Genomic DNA, 14716 nt, shown 5'->3' with positions numbered 1-14716 from the left:
GGTCGCCAGGATGGTCAAGTAGTCTACCGACAGAGCTCTTTGTATTGATTCACGTTGGAAACTGCAGAGCTTAGTGCTGTTGTTTTGTATTGATAGTAGCGGATTGCATCTGCCTGAGCGGGTCCAACATTACCGAAATATTCTTCCCAAGCGTTACTCTTAGTTAGCAAGTCAGAGAGCATGGTGCTTAGGTCGTTTGCCGTCCAAACTGTCTTGTAGCCTTTAATCTCGCCAGGGGCTGGATGGATATGCTTGACATACTTATCCACCGAGTACCCATACTCGTCGCCCTTTTTATGCTCGTAGGCCATAAAGACCGTATACACTGTCCCGACTGACTGCTTGTACCAAGGGATAACGACAAAGTGATGAACCGCTGATCCCGTAATAAGAAAGTGCCAAACAGCTGTCTGTGAGTGATCGCCACGAAATAGAAGTGCTTGTTCGATTTGGTACTTCATGCTCGCATTATTTTCAATGACATCATTTCCAACATCATCTTGCACCTTCCCGTAAACAGCGCAGCTCATTTGAGCTGGCACACCAGGACAATTCTTCAATTCCATAAGTGTTGTGTTGTTGTTTATAGCTCTAATCAGATCTTCCCCTGTCATGTCTCTTGGCTCCTGCCCGGATATTTAACACGTATTTGGAAGTAATTAAGATCACTGCCCTTGGTGAATATAGCTTTGATCCGCCCTTTATCAAATTCATCCAGTGGGTGAAGAAAGATGTCAATGGTGATCCGTGCCATGCCACTTTTCTAAAACTAGCTGCTGCACCACCCTCCCCTTATCGATGCTGGCGTTGCCCTGCGGTCGGGCCACGCTCAAAACCACGAGAGGACGGCGATGGCGTCCTCTCTTCTGGCGGGTTCGCCTGCTATATCAGTTCTGCTGTTTCAGCTTGCCTCTGCTTGACAGGAGTGATCTTGAACCAGATGGAGTACATCGCCGGCAGGAACACCAGCGTCATGATGGTGCCGACAAATGTACCGCCGATCAGTGTGTAGGCCAGGGTCCCCCAGAAGACGGAGTGCGTCAGGGGGATGAACGCCAGGATGGCTGCCAACGCTGTCAGCAATACCGGGCGGGCACGCTGTACCGTGGCTTCGATCACTGCGTGGAGCGGATCCAGTCCTTCTTGTGCGTTGTGATGGATTTGCCCGATCAGAATCAGCGTATTACGCATCAGGATGCCCGAAAGTGCGATCAGGCCGACCAGAGCGTTGATTCCGAATGGTTGCTGGAAGATCAGCAACGTCGGCACCACGCCAATCAATCCCAGCGGCGCGGTGAGAAACACCATGATCATCGCCGAGACCGAGCGTACCTGCAGGATGATGATCAGCAGCGTGACGGCAATCATGATCGGGAGCAGCGGCAAGATCGCCTGGCCGGCCTTGCCCGACTCCTCGATGGCCCCCGCCTGCTCGATACGATACCCGGCAGGCAAGGTGTCGATGACCGGCTGCAGCTCCTTCATGATCACGCTCGAGACGTCCAGTGGCTGCAAGCCTTCGGCAATGTCGCCGCGCACGGTAATGGTCGGGGTGCGGTCACGACGCCGAAGGATCGGATCCTCCATGCGCACATCCACCTCTCCAACCTGGGACAGGGGGATACGCTGACCCGCCGCTCCCACCAATGTGAAGCCTTCAATCCGGGCGGGGTCGAGCCGGATGTCACCCGCGGCGCGCCCCACCACCAGCACTGAACGAATATCTTCACGAACCGCCGTGATCGGCACCCCGGCCAGCAGGAACTGCAACTGCTGGGCGACTGCACTGGATGTCAGGCCAACCGCCTGCAAGCGATCCTGATCCAGGCTGAAATGCAGCGTCGGCGTCAGTGGTCCCCAGTCGCGGTTGACCGTCCTCATCATCGGGCTCGCTTGCATGACCTCTTGTACCCGGCCAGCAATCTCGCGCAGCGTCATCGGGTCAGGCCCCATTACCCTGTAGGCGACGGGGAATGGCGAATAGGGACCAAACACCAACTGCGTAACCCTGACCCGCGCTTGCGGGGCAAGCCCTTCAGCAATGGCCTCGCGCAGACGGAACTTGAGGGCCTCGCGCGCCTCCTGGCTGTCCGTCAACACCACGATCTTGGCGAACGAGGGATCGGGGAGCTCCGGCGCCATCGCCAGGTAGAAGCGCGGCGCGCCTTGCCCGATATAGGCCGTGACAATTTTTGCTTCATCCTGTTTGTGCAGCCAGGCCTCGACCTTTGCGGCAGTGGCACTGGTCTGCTCGATGGAGGTTCCATAGGGCATTTGCACTTCGACCAGCACCTCGGGACGGTCCGAGGTGGGGAAGAACTGCTTCTTGACCAGGCTCATGCCGAGAATCGCCACGACAAACGCCGCGATAACCGTGCCGGCCACCAGCCATTTGCGAGCGATGACCCGCGTCAGAATCCGGCGAAAGCGATTGTAATTAGGGGTGTCGTAGATGGCCGCATGACCACCTTCGACCGGCTTGATGTCCGGCAACATTTTCACCCCCAGATAGGGGGTAAAGGCCACCGCGACGACCCAGGAGGCGATCAGGGCAATGCCCACGATCCAGAACATGTTGCTGGTGTACTCGCCGGCGGTGGACTGGGCGAAGCCGTTGGGCAAAAAGCCGATGGCGGTCACCAGCGTACCGGAGAGCATTGGCGCGGCCGTATGACTCCAGGCGTACGCGGAGGCTTTGATACGATCGTAGCCCTCCTCCATTTTCACCACCATCATCTCGATGGCAATGATGGCGTCGTCCACCAGCAGGCCAAGCGCCAGAATCAGCGACCCGAGGGTAATACGGTCAAAGTTCTTGCCCGTGGCCGCCATCACCACAAACACCACGGCCAGCGTCAACGGCACAGCGGCGGCCACCACAATACCTACATGCCAGCCCATGCTGAGAAAGCAGACAAGCATCACAACCAACAGGGCGACGAAGAACTTGACCATGAACTCGTCGACGGCCGAACTGATGTTCACAGACTGATCGGTGACCTTGGTCAGCGTCATGCCCAGCGGCATGCCTTCATTGATTTTGCTCGTCTCGGAGTCCAGCGCCTTGCCCAGGTCCAGGCCGTTCCAGCCGTCTCGCATCACGATTCCCAACAACAGAGCCTCTTCCCCGTTATTGCGCACAAGGAAGGTTGCTGGATCTTCATAGCCCCGTTCAACAGTTGCCACGTCAGAGAGCTTGAGCGTGCGCCCCTGGACCACAATCGCAGTGTCACGAATCTTCTGCACCTTATCGAAGGCACCGTCGAGACGAAGGAAGACTTGCGGCCCGTCGGTTTCAATCGAGCCGGCAGGCGTGAGCGCGTTCTGATTGTTCAGCGCGGCAAAAATATCCTGGGCAGAGACGCCCAGCGTGGCCAGCCGATCATGGGAGAAGGAGACAAAGATGCGTTCGGCCTGCTCGCCGATGATGTTGACCTTCTTCACGCCTGGCACATGCAGCAGGCGCTGGCGTAACGACTCCGCATCACGCACCAACAGCCGCTGCGGCTCGCCTTTGGCTTTCAAGGCGAAAAGCGCAAATGTCACATCTGAGAACTCGTCGTTGACCATCGGGCCAATGACCCCCGCCGGTAGCTTGATGGCCTCGTCGTCGAGCTTTTTACGCGCCTGATAGAACTCTTCCTGCACTTGCGAGGGCGGCGTGCTGTCAAGCAACGACACCATCGTGAACGCGAGACCTGGACGCGTGTAGGTTTCCGTGCGGTCGTACCATTTCAGTTCCTGCAGGCGTTTTTCCAGTGGCTCTGCAACCTGGTCCTGCATCTCCTGCGCCGTGGCGCCCGGCCATGCGGTAATGACCGTCAGCTGTTTCACCGTAAACGGCGGATCTTCCGCCCGCCCCAGCTTGAAGAACGCCAGGGTGCCAGCAACAGCGATCAGGAAGATCAGGAATACCGTGATCGAACGTTCGCGAACGGCGATCGCCGAGAGATTGAAGCGCCCCTGGCTCATGGATGGCTCCCGGCAACGTTGACGTCACCCTGTTGAGCCAGTCTCACCTCCTCCCCCTCGCGCAGTAGATGCGCGCCCAAGGCCACAATCCGTTCGCCGGCCTTGAGATCGCCGGCAACTTGCGCTGCGTCGTCGCTCAAGCCCAGGACCCGGACAGGTCGCCAGCCCACCTTCGCCGGTGTGCCAGCGATGACCCACACGCCAGTGCCTTGGCCCGGGTCATGAATGGCGGCGATCGGCACTTGCAGCACCTGTCCATTGGTGCTGCCCTCGGCGATCCGCAGGGTGACGGTCGAACCTAACGGCGCATTGGCCAGCGCGCCCTCAAGCACATACCGCGCCTCGAAGGTGCGAGTCATCCGGTCGGCCGAGTCAGAAAGCAACCTCAGCTTCGCTGTAACAGCCTCCGTGGTGTTGCCATACAGCGTCGCCTGCGCGGTGGATCCCGCTGCCGGACGTAGCGTCTCGGGTAGGTGCACGATGGCTTCGCGCTGCCCTGCCCGCGCCAGTCGAACCACGGGCTGCCCCGGGCTGACGACTTGCCCGGGCTCGGCCAGCGTCTCCACCACCACGCCATCGGAATCGGCAAACAGCACCGCATAACCAGAAGCATTGCGGGCTACGTCAGCCTGCGCTTCGGCGGCGCTGAGCTGCGCCTTTGCGGTATCGGCTGCGGCTTTGACCTGGTCATAGGCCGATGCAGAAATAGCCCCCGCGGCGACCAGGTCGCGATAGCGCGCCTCGTCATCGGCTGTCTGCTTGGCTCGGGCCCGAGCGGCGATGACCGCCTCTTGCTGCGCTCGCGCCTGCAGTCCCAGGTCGATTGGGTCGAGACGCATGAGCGGTTGACCCCGCTTGACGGTCTGGCCCGTGTCGACCAAGCGCTCAAGTATCTTGCCCGATACCCGAAAACCCAGATCGCCCTGGACGCGGGCCGCCACGACGCCAGTGAAAGAGCGTGAAACACCGGACGCCCCCTGCACCGCAGAGGACCTCACCAGCGGGGCCTGCGTGCGTGGATCTTCAACGGTGGATGAGTCGCCACACGCCGTCAGGACTAGAGGCAACAGGCAAGCGGCAATGGGGACAGGTCGGAGCCGGCGCATAGGTTCCCTTACTTGAACAATAGGACATGCAGCACATTCTCAGAATAGTGACTGTATCTGTCAATGGTCACAATCTGTGACGTGTCAAGATTCTATAGGCTTACGCGGAAATCGCCGCATTCATTGAGTAAGCTTTAGAATCTGATCAAATTGAGCTGATTGACAGGATGTGACCATAACGTAATATGGTCACAAATATCCTCGATTTAAGGAGTCTCAATGCCTCCCCTCCGCCCCATTGCTCTTTGGGTAAGCGCCAGCTTGATGGCGGGCTGCGCAGTCGGTCCGGACTATCAACGTCCGCACCCTCCTCTTCTGGACCGTTACCTGGGCCAGTCTGCCGTCGAGCAGAGGCCTGTGGCGAGGCCGGCCAGTCTTGTGGCCTGGTGGGAAGGTTTTGGTGATCCCGTGCTGACCGACTTCGTCTCCAAGGCGCTTGAACAGAACCTGGATCTGGCACAGGCGTCGGCGCGAGTCACGCAGGCTCGGGCAGGATTGGGTGCCGCAAATGCCGCCTTGCTGCCCTCGGGGAACATCAGTGGCCAGGCCGCGCGTTCCTACCAATCGATCGAGACCCCGCTCGGCCAGGTGTTGAACTCAACGCCTGGTTATGATCGGTATGGAAACTCCTACGAGGTTAACCTCGGTGCGGGCTGGGAGGTCGATGTCTTTGGCGGCCTGCGACGCGGACGCGAAGCCGCACTCGCCGAGTACCAGGCGTCCGAGGCGGGCGCCGCCGCCACACGACTGGCCGTCGCCGCGCAGACCGCCGATATCTACATCACCCTCCGCGGATTGCAGACCCGGCTGGACATTGCCAACCGCCAAGTCAAAACGCAGCAGGAGCTGCTAGAGAAAGTCCGCTTGCTTTACGGCAAGGGCCTCGCTGCCAACTATCAGGTTCAGCAGACCGAGGGTGCGCTATCGCAGGTCCAGGCGACAGTGCCGGTCCTGCAGACCGGCCTGGATGCTGCCATGAATGCACTGGATGTCATGCTCGGTACACCGCCCGGCACTCATCGCGCGCAACTGGCCAATGCAGGGAGCATTCCTCTTGCACCGCAGATAAAGGCCATGGGAACGCCGGCCGATCTGCTACGCCGCAGGCCCGATCTCATCGTCGCCGAGCGCCAGCTTGCGGCTTCCAACGCGCGCATCGGGGTGGCGATTGCCGAGTACTACCCGAAATTCTCCCTCAGCGCATTGCTGGGTAGCGCCACGGTGGTATCCGGCGGCAATCTTTTCACCGGCGGCGCCAATCAGTCGGCGGGCGTGTTGGGTCTGCGCTGGAGACTGTTCGACTTTGGCCGCATAAACGCTCAAATCGATCAAGCCAAGGGCCAGGAAGCGCAAGCACTGGCCGCTTACCGTCAGTCCGTACTGCGCGCCACCGAAGATGTCGAGAATGCCTTTTCCGCCCTGGTGAATCGGGAAGTCCAGGCAACCACCCTGAGCGAAGGCGAAACCTCCCTGACGCAGGCTCGCCAATCGTCGTTCATGGCCTACCAGAAAGGTACGGCCAGCCTGATCGATGTCCTGCACGCCGACGAAACGATGCTGCAGGCTTCCGATGCCCGAGCGCAGGCGCGAACGGAATCGGCACGGGCGGCGGTTGCGGCATTCAAGGCCCTCGGTGGTGGCTGGCAACCTCCTGACACCCGGTCCGTGGCGACTCGATGACTTGACCAGGCGACGCGGCGCTTTATGGCACACGCGACTACCCGTTCGAGAGGGGGGCTATGAAAGCGAGCGAGAATTCCTGGGTGCTCATCACCGGAGCCTCAAGCGGATTTGGCGAGGAGTTTGCCCCACGCCACGCCGATTTCATCAGGAGCTCATGTCGCGCATCATGGGCGTGTGAGTGGCGACAAAGCAGCTTCCCCGAGGGAAATATGCTTTAGCCGGGAGGTAACCCGCACTCCCGGCCGGCCCCTTATCGTAGAGCGACGCCCTATCTTAGAAACGATAGCTGACGGAAGTGCCGAGCCCGCTCGCGCTGTTCTTGTACTTGGCACTGTATGCGCCCCGGGTCGCGGAGGTACCCTTGACCTGCACGCTCTCCTCCCACAGATAGGAATAAGCGACATCGATCGTGACATTGTCCGCCGGAGTCCAACCAGCCCCGAAGCTGATAACCGTCCGGTCGCCCGTTGGAATACGGGGTCCGCGATGGGTGTTGTTGGCGGGCGACTGGTCGACTGACAAGCCGGCACGAAGTACCCAGTGATCGTTCAGTTTGTACGCCGTACCGATAGCGTGGGCCCACGTATCGTGCCAGTCCTGTTCTTCGGTAACCGTGCCCAGCGATCCGCTCAATAAAGGAGGTAAGCCCGTGTTCTCGATGGTTAACTCCTTGAAACGACTCCAGCGGGTCCAGGTGCTCCCCAGGTAGAGCGTCCAGTCATTACTGAGCTGATGAGTTACCGAGAAGTCCACCGACTCCGGCGTATCCACATCCAGCGAAGCGTCATAGCTGCGGCCGCTAACCCCCAACACGCTAAAGATGCCGTCGGTGACCTTGGTCTTGGCATCCAGGTGGTAACTGACCTTGGAATGGTAGGTCAATCCGAGGCGAGTTCGATCGGTAGCCTGCACCAGAATGCCGGCGTTGAAACCCAGGGCCGTATCGTCGCCGGTGCTTTTGAGTTTCCCGTCGTTGCGACCAGGGCTGAGCGGATTGGGCACCATCCCGGACAACTCGCCGCTGATACGGTTGATGGTGGGACCGAAGCCGATCGAAACCTTGTCGTTAAAGGCATAGCTGATGGTGGGCTGGAAGGTAAATGTCGTGACCTCGCTTTTGTTAGCGTAGTAACGCCCCGCAAAGCCGCTGCCATAATCGGTTATCAGGCCGAAAGGCACATAAAACCCGACACCGAATGCCCAGTGCTCATCAATGGGTTTGACGTAGTAGCCCATAGGTACCGTAGTCGTGGGCACCATGTCGCCGTCTTCCTGGCCGGCGAATGTACTGCGGGTCTGGCTGATGTCGGACTTCGCGAAAAGCGTCGCCGCCCCGACGCTGACTTGCTCTCTTTTCAAGTGTGACATGCCCGCCGGATTACCGAAGACCGTGCTCGCATCTTCAGCGGAGGAGGAACGACCGGCAAATCCAGAGCCCATCCCGCTGATGCTCTGCTCATTGAGAGCGAAGCCGCTCGCAGACACATAAGAAGACGCGAGCGCAACAGCGAGCCCAAGCGGGCTCATGAGCAATATTTTTTTCATTATTAGAACTCTAGGGTTATCACCAAGATAAAACAGCAGAAGCAACGGACGCATACTTATCCATGTGACTATTTCAGTCAATAGTCAAATAACAGATAAATAAATGCCCTTCGACGGTTGGAGGAAGGGCAAAGTAAAAAGCTGATTGGGCGATGCCTCGCCCAGAGCAGCAGGCGTTCGAGCGTTAGCCGAAGATCAAGGCATGAGGCTGCGCAGGATGAGATTGGAGGTGAGCGTGGGCGCCTCTTCGACAAAGTCGAGGTTGTACTGCAGCAGCAGAGGATTGACGAATGGCCGCAGCGCAAGATGTATCGCGTCTACTGTCTCGTCCAGGGGAGTCTTGCGTTCAAACTCACCGACCTCTCGCCCTTCACGCACAATCTGCAAAATGAATTGCTTGATCTGTGCGTCATAGACTTGCGAACTGGACCAGCGCTCCGACACAGAAAACGCTGCGATGTCATAGAGTTTCCGATCGTTGAAGAACAGGTTCACACCTGTGGCGATCACCGTTTTGACCAGGCGCCGAAAGCGCTCCGTTGCCGAAAGGGTCTCTCCACTGATGGCCTGTTCAACAGCCGCAACGATTTCTGCCAGGCAATTTGTGCAGATGGCTTCACCGATCGCCTGCTTGGAATCAAAAAACTTGTAGATATAGGCTTTGGAAAAACCGATGGCTTTAGCCAGGTCGGAGACCGTGGTTTTGCCATAGCCGTACTGACTGAAGTGCTCGTTGGCCGCCGCGACAATCTGGTTTCGAATGTCGTGATCGGCTGGGCCACGGGCGCTGGGCGGAGATATCGATGGCTGATTCATGGGAACAGCTTACTCACCCTATAGCGGACTGACAACTTGTGACCGATAAGATATCTAGTCACAAAACCATCGTTCCAAGCACCTTTCCAGGGCAACTGGAAAAACTCCGGCCGAATCTGCTCTCAATACAGTCCTCATAAAGCGAAGCCGGTATTCACCGGCCTCCTCGTCAGTCATGTTTGACCAGATTGAGCGCCGGCAAAGGCCCTCCGGGAAATTGCGCGAGTTGCCCTTGTTGCAGGTCGCCCAAGTCAATGCCATGGAACCCCAGTTGCTGGATCAGCTCGCTGACCTGCTGCTTGGCGTGCGCATGCTCTCCAGAGACAAACAACACGCGCTTGCCCCCTTCGGCGTTCGGGTTGGCCAGCAGATTCGGCGATAGATGGTTGAAGGCCTTGACCACTCGCGCGCCGGGCAGCATTTGCGCCACGACCTGGGTGGAAGGTTGGCCTCCCAGGTCAAAGGGCTTGAACAGCGGCGCTTCAATCGGGTTGTTGGTATCCACCACAATCCTTCCTTCCCAGGGTCCCAGCCCGGCCAGTGCCGACGGAATCTTCGACCAGTTCACCGCCAGGAACACCAGGTCTGCGGTAGCCGCGTGCTCGGCGGTAACGGCTTGAGCCTTGGGCCCCAGTTCGGCGATCAGCGACGTGAGGCTGTCAGGGCCACGGCTGTTGGCGATGCTCACGTCCAGGCCGGCCTTCGTCAGTAACCTGGCGATCGCGCTGCCTAGGGCGCCTGCTCCAATGATGCTGATACTCATGCTCATGTCTGGCTCCTCAGGCGGTGAAGCCGCCGTCGATCATCAATTCGGCACCGGTGACGAAACTGGCTTCGGGGCTGGCCAGATAGGCCACTGCGCTGGCGATGTCCTGGCCTTCCCCGTAGCGTCCCACGGCGATATTGGGACGCACGAAGTCCGCCACCGGCCCCTCGGCGGGGTTCATGTCGCTGTCGGTCGGCCCGGGGTGGACGGTATTCACGGTGATGCCGCGGGGTCCCAGGTCTCGCACCAGGCCTCGGCTGAAGCCCGCCACGGCGCCCTTGGTCAGGGTGTAGGCGGAGGCGGTGGCGAAAGCCGCGTATTGCACCATGGAGCTGCCGATATGAATGATTCGCCCCCCCTGCCCCATGTGCTTGAGCACCTCCTGGGTGGCCACGAAAACACCGGTGACATTCACCGCGAGGATGCGCTGGAAGTCCTCGAAAGCGATGTCTTGCGGAGCACCGAGCACACTGATGCCGGCGTTGTTGACCAGGATATCGACCTTGCCGAATAACGTGGCGACCTGCTGGACCGCGGCGCGTACAGCCTCGGGATCTCCAGCGTCGGCGGCCAGCGAAATAGCTCGACCGCCGGCAGCGGTGATCGTCTCGACCAGGGCCGCGGCACGATCAGGCGAGGCGTTGTAGGTAATGGCGACAGCAGCGCCGTCCGCGGCCAGGCGTTGGGCAATGGCCGCTCCGATACTGCGCGAGCCGCCGGTGACGATGGCGATCTTGCCAGAGAGAGGAAGCGTGACAGCGTTCATGATGTGAGCCTCGATTGGTGGTTGGTGAGGCTATGAAACGCTTTTCTTTTTCCATCAAGTAGTAGGGAGTGACTAGAATCACTTTCAACGTTTGCTTGAAGGTATCGATCATGGAAACCCTGGCCAATCTGCAATCTTTCGTTCGCAGCGCAGAGGCAGGCAGTTTCTCTGCCGCCGCGCGGCGCCTGGGTATCACGCCGGCCGCGGTGAGCAGGAATGTCGCCCAACTGGAAGCCAACCTGGGGGTACGCCTGTTTCAACGCAGTACTCGCCGACTGGCCTTGACCGAGGCTGGGGAGCGCTTTCTGGCTAACGTCGAGGGTGGGCTGGAGACTGTCCAGGCGGCGATTGCCGACGTAACCAGCAACGCCGGAGAACCGGCTGGAGTGCTGCGTATTTCCGCGGCGCCCGCTTTTGGCCGTGACTACCTGCTGCCGTTGATGCCGCAGTTCATGAAGCGATATCCGGCGGTGGTTCCCGAGTGGCACTTCGACAATCGCCAGGTGGAGCTGATCGCCGATGGATTTGACGTCGCCATCGGCGGCGGCATCGAGCTTTCGCCCGGGGTGATCGCCCGGGATCTGTCACCGGCGCATTTGGTGCTCGTGGCATCGCCGGACTGTCTGTCCAGGCACCCTCCTGTACGTCGTCCCGAGCAGTTGAATAACCTTGAGCATCTGGCCATGCGCTCGCTACAAAGCGGCAAGGTCCGCGGCTGGACACTGCAAGGCCCCAAGGAACAGCGTGCGGCACTGGAGTTGCGCCCACGGTTGCTGGTCAACGACCCACAAGCACTTTGCCAGAGCGCGCTCATGGGACTGGGCGTGGCGCTATTGGCGATTCCCGACGTGCTTGACCATCTGCAAAGTGGCGCCCTTGAACGGGTACTGCCGGACTGGTATGTCGACGCGGGCCCCATCTCGCTGTACTTCGCCGGGCAGAAACTGCTGCCGGCCAAGACGCGGGTCTTCGTGGACCTGCTGGTGAGTCATGCCCGCGAGCAGCAATGGGCGAAACGCTTTGATGCGCGAGGCTAAAGTTGCCCCACAGGTTGGCCAAAAGCAGCCATGCCCTCCTCCCCTTCACCAGCAGCGCGGATTTGTGGGGGTCACGAAGAGGTTTCCCGGGGCGAGGAATGGCTGGCCGGCCGCGCGGCCGGTGTCCGGGACAGCAAGACAATGCCTACGGCGATCATCACGCCACCCAGCATTTCGTGGGTGGAAAGCATGTCGCCGCTGATCGCGAAGGTGATCAGCGCGGCAAAGAAAGGGCACAGAAACAGGAAGCCGCTGGTGCGCACGGCGCCGCCCGTATGCAGGGCCGCGAACCACAATCCCATGGCCCCCGTCGAAGCGGGAATGGCCAGCCACAGGAACGCAACCATCGTTTGGGCTGGCAGGCTGAAGGACTCGCCACGCCAGGCGGCCAGCAACGCGAGCGCGACCGCCCCGATGAGCATTTGCCAGAACGCCAGCGTCCAGGTATCGACGGCCAAGCGAAAGCGCTTGCTGGCCAGCGTGGCGAGAGCCCAGCAGGTCGAGCCCGCCATGACCAGCGCTTCCGCGGGGCCGATTGCGCCGGTCATCACCGACTGCACACCGATGCAGACCACCACCCCGGCGAAGGCCAGCAGCAGGCCCAGCCAGGCCAGGGGGCGTACCCGCTCCTTGAGCAGGATGCCGGCCAGCAGCGCCACCACCAGCGGATTGCTGGCCATCAGGATTGCCGCCTTGGATGCGCTGGTCTGCGTCAGGCCCATGGTCAGGAACGCCATGACACCGGTCGTCTGCAACAGGCCGATGATGGTCAGTCGCAGCCAGGGCATGGCCTTGACCGGAACCGCTGTGCCGGCAGCGACCCGGGCACGGTGGCGCAGCCACAACCAGGGCAGCAGCGAGAGAGCCGCCACGAAAAACCGCAGCGCCGCCAGCCACAGCGGCGGCAATTCACTCAGGACAATCTTGCTGGCGACGAAGGACGAGCCTTGCAGAAAGGTGGAGCTGAGGATCAGCAGGAGAAAGCGCCGTTGTGCTGCATGCGAGTCCATGGAAACCCTATCAATCGTGGCGGCGGACAGTCGGCCGCCGAATCACTTGATAGTGTGTTGCCCCTCCTCTCGTCACGCTTCGCGCAGAAAGACAACCTCTACGTCAAACAGGACAAGCGCACGCCCGATCAACTACGCAAAGTAGCGGCTGGGCGATGCTCCAAGCAGCCGCTTGAACATGGCCGAGAACGCGCCCGGCGTGTCGTAGCCCATTTCCAGCGCCACAGTCGTCACGGGCTCGCCCGCGGCCAAGCGCGGCAACGCCGCCATCACGCGGGCCTGCTGTCGCCACACTTGAAACGGCACCCCGAGTTCGGCAGTGAACAGCCGCGACAGCGTGCGTGCTGTCGCGCCATGCTGGCCAGCCCAGTCGTTCAGCGTGCGATTATCCTGTGGGTTGGCCAGGATCGCTTCGCAGGTGGCCACCAAGCGCTTGTCGCGGCCCGTGGGCAAATGCAGCCCTTGTTCCGGCGACCAGGCAATCTCTTCGAGGATCAGGCTCAGGATGCGGCCATCCCGGCTGTCCTCTGGATAATCAAGAGCAATCGTCGCCGCACGCAGGATGAGTTCGCGCAGCAGGTTCGAAACCCGTACCGCGCCGGGGTGCAGGGGGGCATCAGTGGGATAGCGATCCTGGCGAACATAGGCTGTGCGCAATGCCACCGGGCTGCCTCGGGTCTGCATGGCATGGGAGATTCCCGCGGGCATCCACAAGGCGCGTTGCGGCGGCACCAGCCACAGGCCCGTGCCCGTCCGGATCTCCATGACGCCGGAAACCGCGTAGATGAGCTGCCCGCAGGAATGGGCATGCGGCGCCACGGCATATGCGGCCGGATAGTCCTTCGCCATGACCACGATGGGGCGGTCTACATTTTCATAGTCGCGCCTATCTACACTTCTAGCCAAAACAGAAACTCGCAGGTTGCAATCGTTCAAGGCTACAGGCTAACCCCTTAAAGCGTCTTCATTCGGCTTTCTTCTCAGCCAAACATTCGCGTTCGGTGAACCGATATCTCGATGACGGCGCTGTGCCCTTCGATAAGCCTCAATATTGATAGCAGGTTCAAGGGCTCTGGCCGCTCGTAGCCAATAGCCAACGCCTTACATCTCACACAGCCAAATGCGGACATACTTTTCACTGCCGCCTGATAGCTTAAGGCCATCCAGCGGCATGCCCTATAGGCACAGCTGCTGCAGGCAAGACACGGAGGTCTGGCAGTCATCATTCATCGAAGGCTGTTTCCATCAGGCACAAGGATCTGAAGCCGGCGACCACCTCATCCTCCATGACCAGCAGTTCGCGCCCGCCACTTGATGGCCTGCAGTGCGCGACTTGTGCAGTACGTGCCGGTGTTCTCCCCGATACCCTGTTTCACGATGAGCAGGCGTTTGGGAAACCCACTCGGCACAATGGATTCCGGAAACCATTCAATAGACGGGGCGGACTCCGAAAAGCCAGACGAGTAGGAACTTATATATGGAGATATATCGTATGTCGGCTCAAGAGAACTTTGTTGGCGGATGGACTCCTTACCACGAACTGACTCCAAAGGATCGGGAAGTATTCAAAGAGGCCCTGGCCGGGTTCGTGGGTGTGCACTACACCCCTGAAAAAGTTTCGACCCAAGTCGTCAACGGCACGAACTATCGCTATCTGTCGAAAGCAACGGTGCCTGGCTCGTCGGACAGCTGGCAGGCCGTAGTGGAAATCTACGCGCCTATTAAAGGCAAGCCGCACATCACCCAGATCCACCGGATCTAAGCAAGGATCAAATCCGTCGGGTCGCGCGCAGGTTGCGCGGCCCGATGGTTCATCGCGACGCTCTCCTTCCAAGCCCTCCCCCAAGCCGTAGCCAACCCATAAACCCCGCCTTGCTGTCAGGTCTCGTTGCCGTTGCTCGACGCCTACCAGCCCTCGTTATTGCGCATTCCTCTGGAATACTTGCCTGATCCTCTGAGCTTGCCGGGTATCGGATAGGAAACCCTTGGCTCCTGGGCTAGAGTCCGATCACTAG

General features: G+C 59.9%; 12 protein-coding genes. 3 read left to right on the top strand and 9 right to left on the bottom strand.

Annotated elements, in window-relative coordinates; all coding sequences use genetic code 11:
* Nucleotides 1-23 precede the first annotated feature (23 nt).
* The 3 genes from AC07VU_RS20375 to AC07VU_RS20365 all read right to left on the bottom strand — a co-directional run bounded on the left by AC07VU_RS20375 (nucleotide 24) and on the right by AC07VU_RS20365 (nucleotide 5078).
* On the bottom strand, nucleotides 24-614 hold the full coding sequence (locus AC07VU_RS20375) for a hypothetical protein (RefSeq protein ID WP_277588834.1): 591 nt from the start codon (nucleotides 612-614) through the stop codon (nucleotides 24-26).
* 268 nt (nucleotides 615-882) lie between these two features.
* On the bottom strand, nucleotides 883-3972 hold the full coding sequence (locus tag AC07VU_RS20370) for an efflux RND transporter permease subunit (protein ID WP_495030339.1): 3090 nt from the start codon (nucleotides 3970-3972) through the stop codon (nucleotides 883-885).
* Nucleotides 3969-5078, bottom strand: a complete 1110-nt coding sequence (locus AC07VU_RS20365) for an efflux RND transporter periplasmic adaptor subunit (RefSeq protein ID WP_457276415.1) — start codon at nucleotides 5076-5078, stop codon at nucleotides 3969-3971. The genes AC07VU_RS20370 and AC07VU_RS20365 overlap by 4 nt, the downstream gene beginning before the upstream one ends.
* A gap of 219 nt (nucleotides 5079-5297) precedes the next feature.
* On the opposite strand from AC07VU_RS20365, the gene AC07VU_RS20360 reads away from it, so the two are divergent.
* Complete coding sequence (locus tag AC07VU_RS20360) at nucleotides 5298-6758, top strand: efflux transporter outer membrane subunit (RefSeq protein WP_495030338.1); 1461 nt, start codon at nucleotides 5298-5300, stop codon at nucleotides 6756-6758.
* Nucleotides 6759-7034: 276 nt separating this feature from the next.
* On the opposite strand, the gene AC07VU_RS20355 is transcribed toward AC07VU_RS20360, so the two are convergent.
* The 4 genes from AC07VU_RS20355 to AC07VU_RS20340 all read right to left on the bottom strand — a co-directional run bounded on the left by AC07VU_RS20355 (nucleotide 7035) and on the right by AC07VU_RS20340 (nucleotide 10654).
* On the bottom strand, nucleotides 7035-8306 hold the full coding sequence (locus AC07VU_RS20355) for an OmpP1/FadL family transporter (protein WP_274302888.1): 1272 nt from the start codon (nucleotides 8304-8306) through the stop codon (nucleotides 7035-7037).
* Between the two features lie 195 nt (nucleotides 8307-8501).
* On the bottom strand, nucleotides 8502-9122 hold the full coding sequence (locus AC07VU_RS20350) for a TetR/AcrR family transcriptional regulator (RefSeq protein WP_114760532.1): 621 nt from the start codon (nucleotides 9120-9122) through the stop codon (nucleotides 8502-8504).
* Between the two features lie 169 nt (nucleotides 9123-9291).
* A complete protein-coding gene (locus AC07VU_RS20345; protein ID WP_274306792.1) occupies nucleotides 9292-9885 on the bottom strand; it encodes an NADPH-dependent F420 reductase in 594 nt (197 codons plus the stop codon).
* 16 nt (nucleotides 9886-9901) lie between these two features.
* Entirely contained in the window at nucleotides 9902-10654 is a 753-nt protein-coding gene (locus tag AC07VU_RS20340; protein ID WP_274302886.1) for a 3-oxoacyl-ACP reductase family protein, read from the bottom strand.
* A gap of 110 nt (nucleotides 10655-10764) precedes the next feature.
* On the opposite strand from AC07VU_RS20340, the gene AC07VU_RS20335 reads away from it, so the two are divergent.
* A complete protein-coding gene (locus tag AC07VU_RS20335; RefSeq protein ID WP_274302884.1) occupies nucleotides 10765-11691 on the top strand; it encodes a LysR family transcriptional regulator in 927 nt (308 codons plus the stop codon).
* A 71-nt stretch (nucleotides 11692-11762) separates the two neighbouring features.
* Here AC07VU_RS20335 and AC07VU_RS20330 read toward each other — a convergent pair whose 3' ends face one another.
* Both AC07VU_RS20330 and AC07VU_RS20325 read right to left on the bottom strand, forming a co-directional pair.
* Nucleotides 11763-12701 carry a DMT family transporter gene (locus tag AC07VU_RS20330; protein ID WP_274302883.1) on the bottom strand — a complete coding sequence of 313 codons (939 nt, stop codon included), beginning with the start codon at nucleotides 12699-12701 and terminating at the stop codon, nucleotides 11763-11765.
* Nucleotides 12702-12833: 132 nt separating this feature from the next.
* Nucleotides 12834-13550: an AraC family transcriptional regulator gene (locus AC07VU_RS20325; RefSeq protein ID WP_081002284.1), complete on the bottom strand. Its 717-nt coding sequence runs from the start codon at nucleotides 13548-13550 to the stop codon at nucleotides 12834-12836.
* A gap of 643 nt (nucleotides 13551-14193) precedes the next feature.
* Here AC07VU_RS20325 and AC07VU_RS20320 point away from each other — a divergent pair.
* Nucleotides 14194-14463, top strand: a complete 270-nt coding sequence (locus AC07VU_RS20320; protein ID WP_007925627.1) for a hypothetical protein — start codon at nucleotides 14194-14196, stop codon at nucleotides 14461-14463.
* Nucleotides 14464-14716: the final 253 nt, after the last annotated feature.

The sequence above is a fragment of the Pseudomonas sp. GW821-FHT02B10 genome (assembly GCF_059421865.1).
Note: the sequence above shows the minus strand (reverse complement) of the source record. Positions and strands in the feature narration are given on the sequence as shown.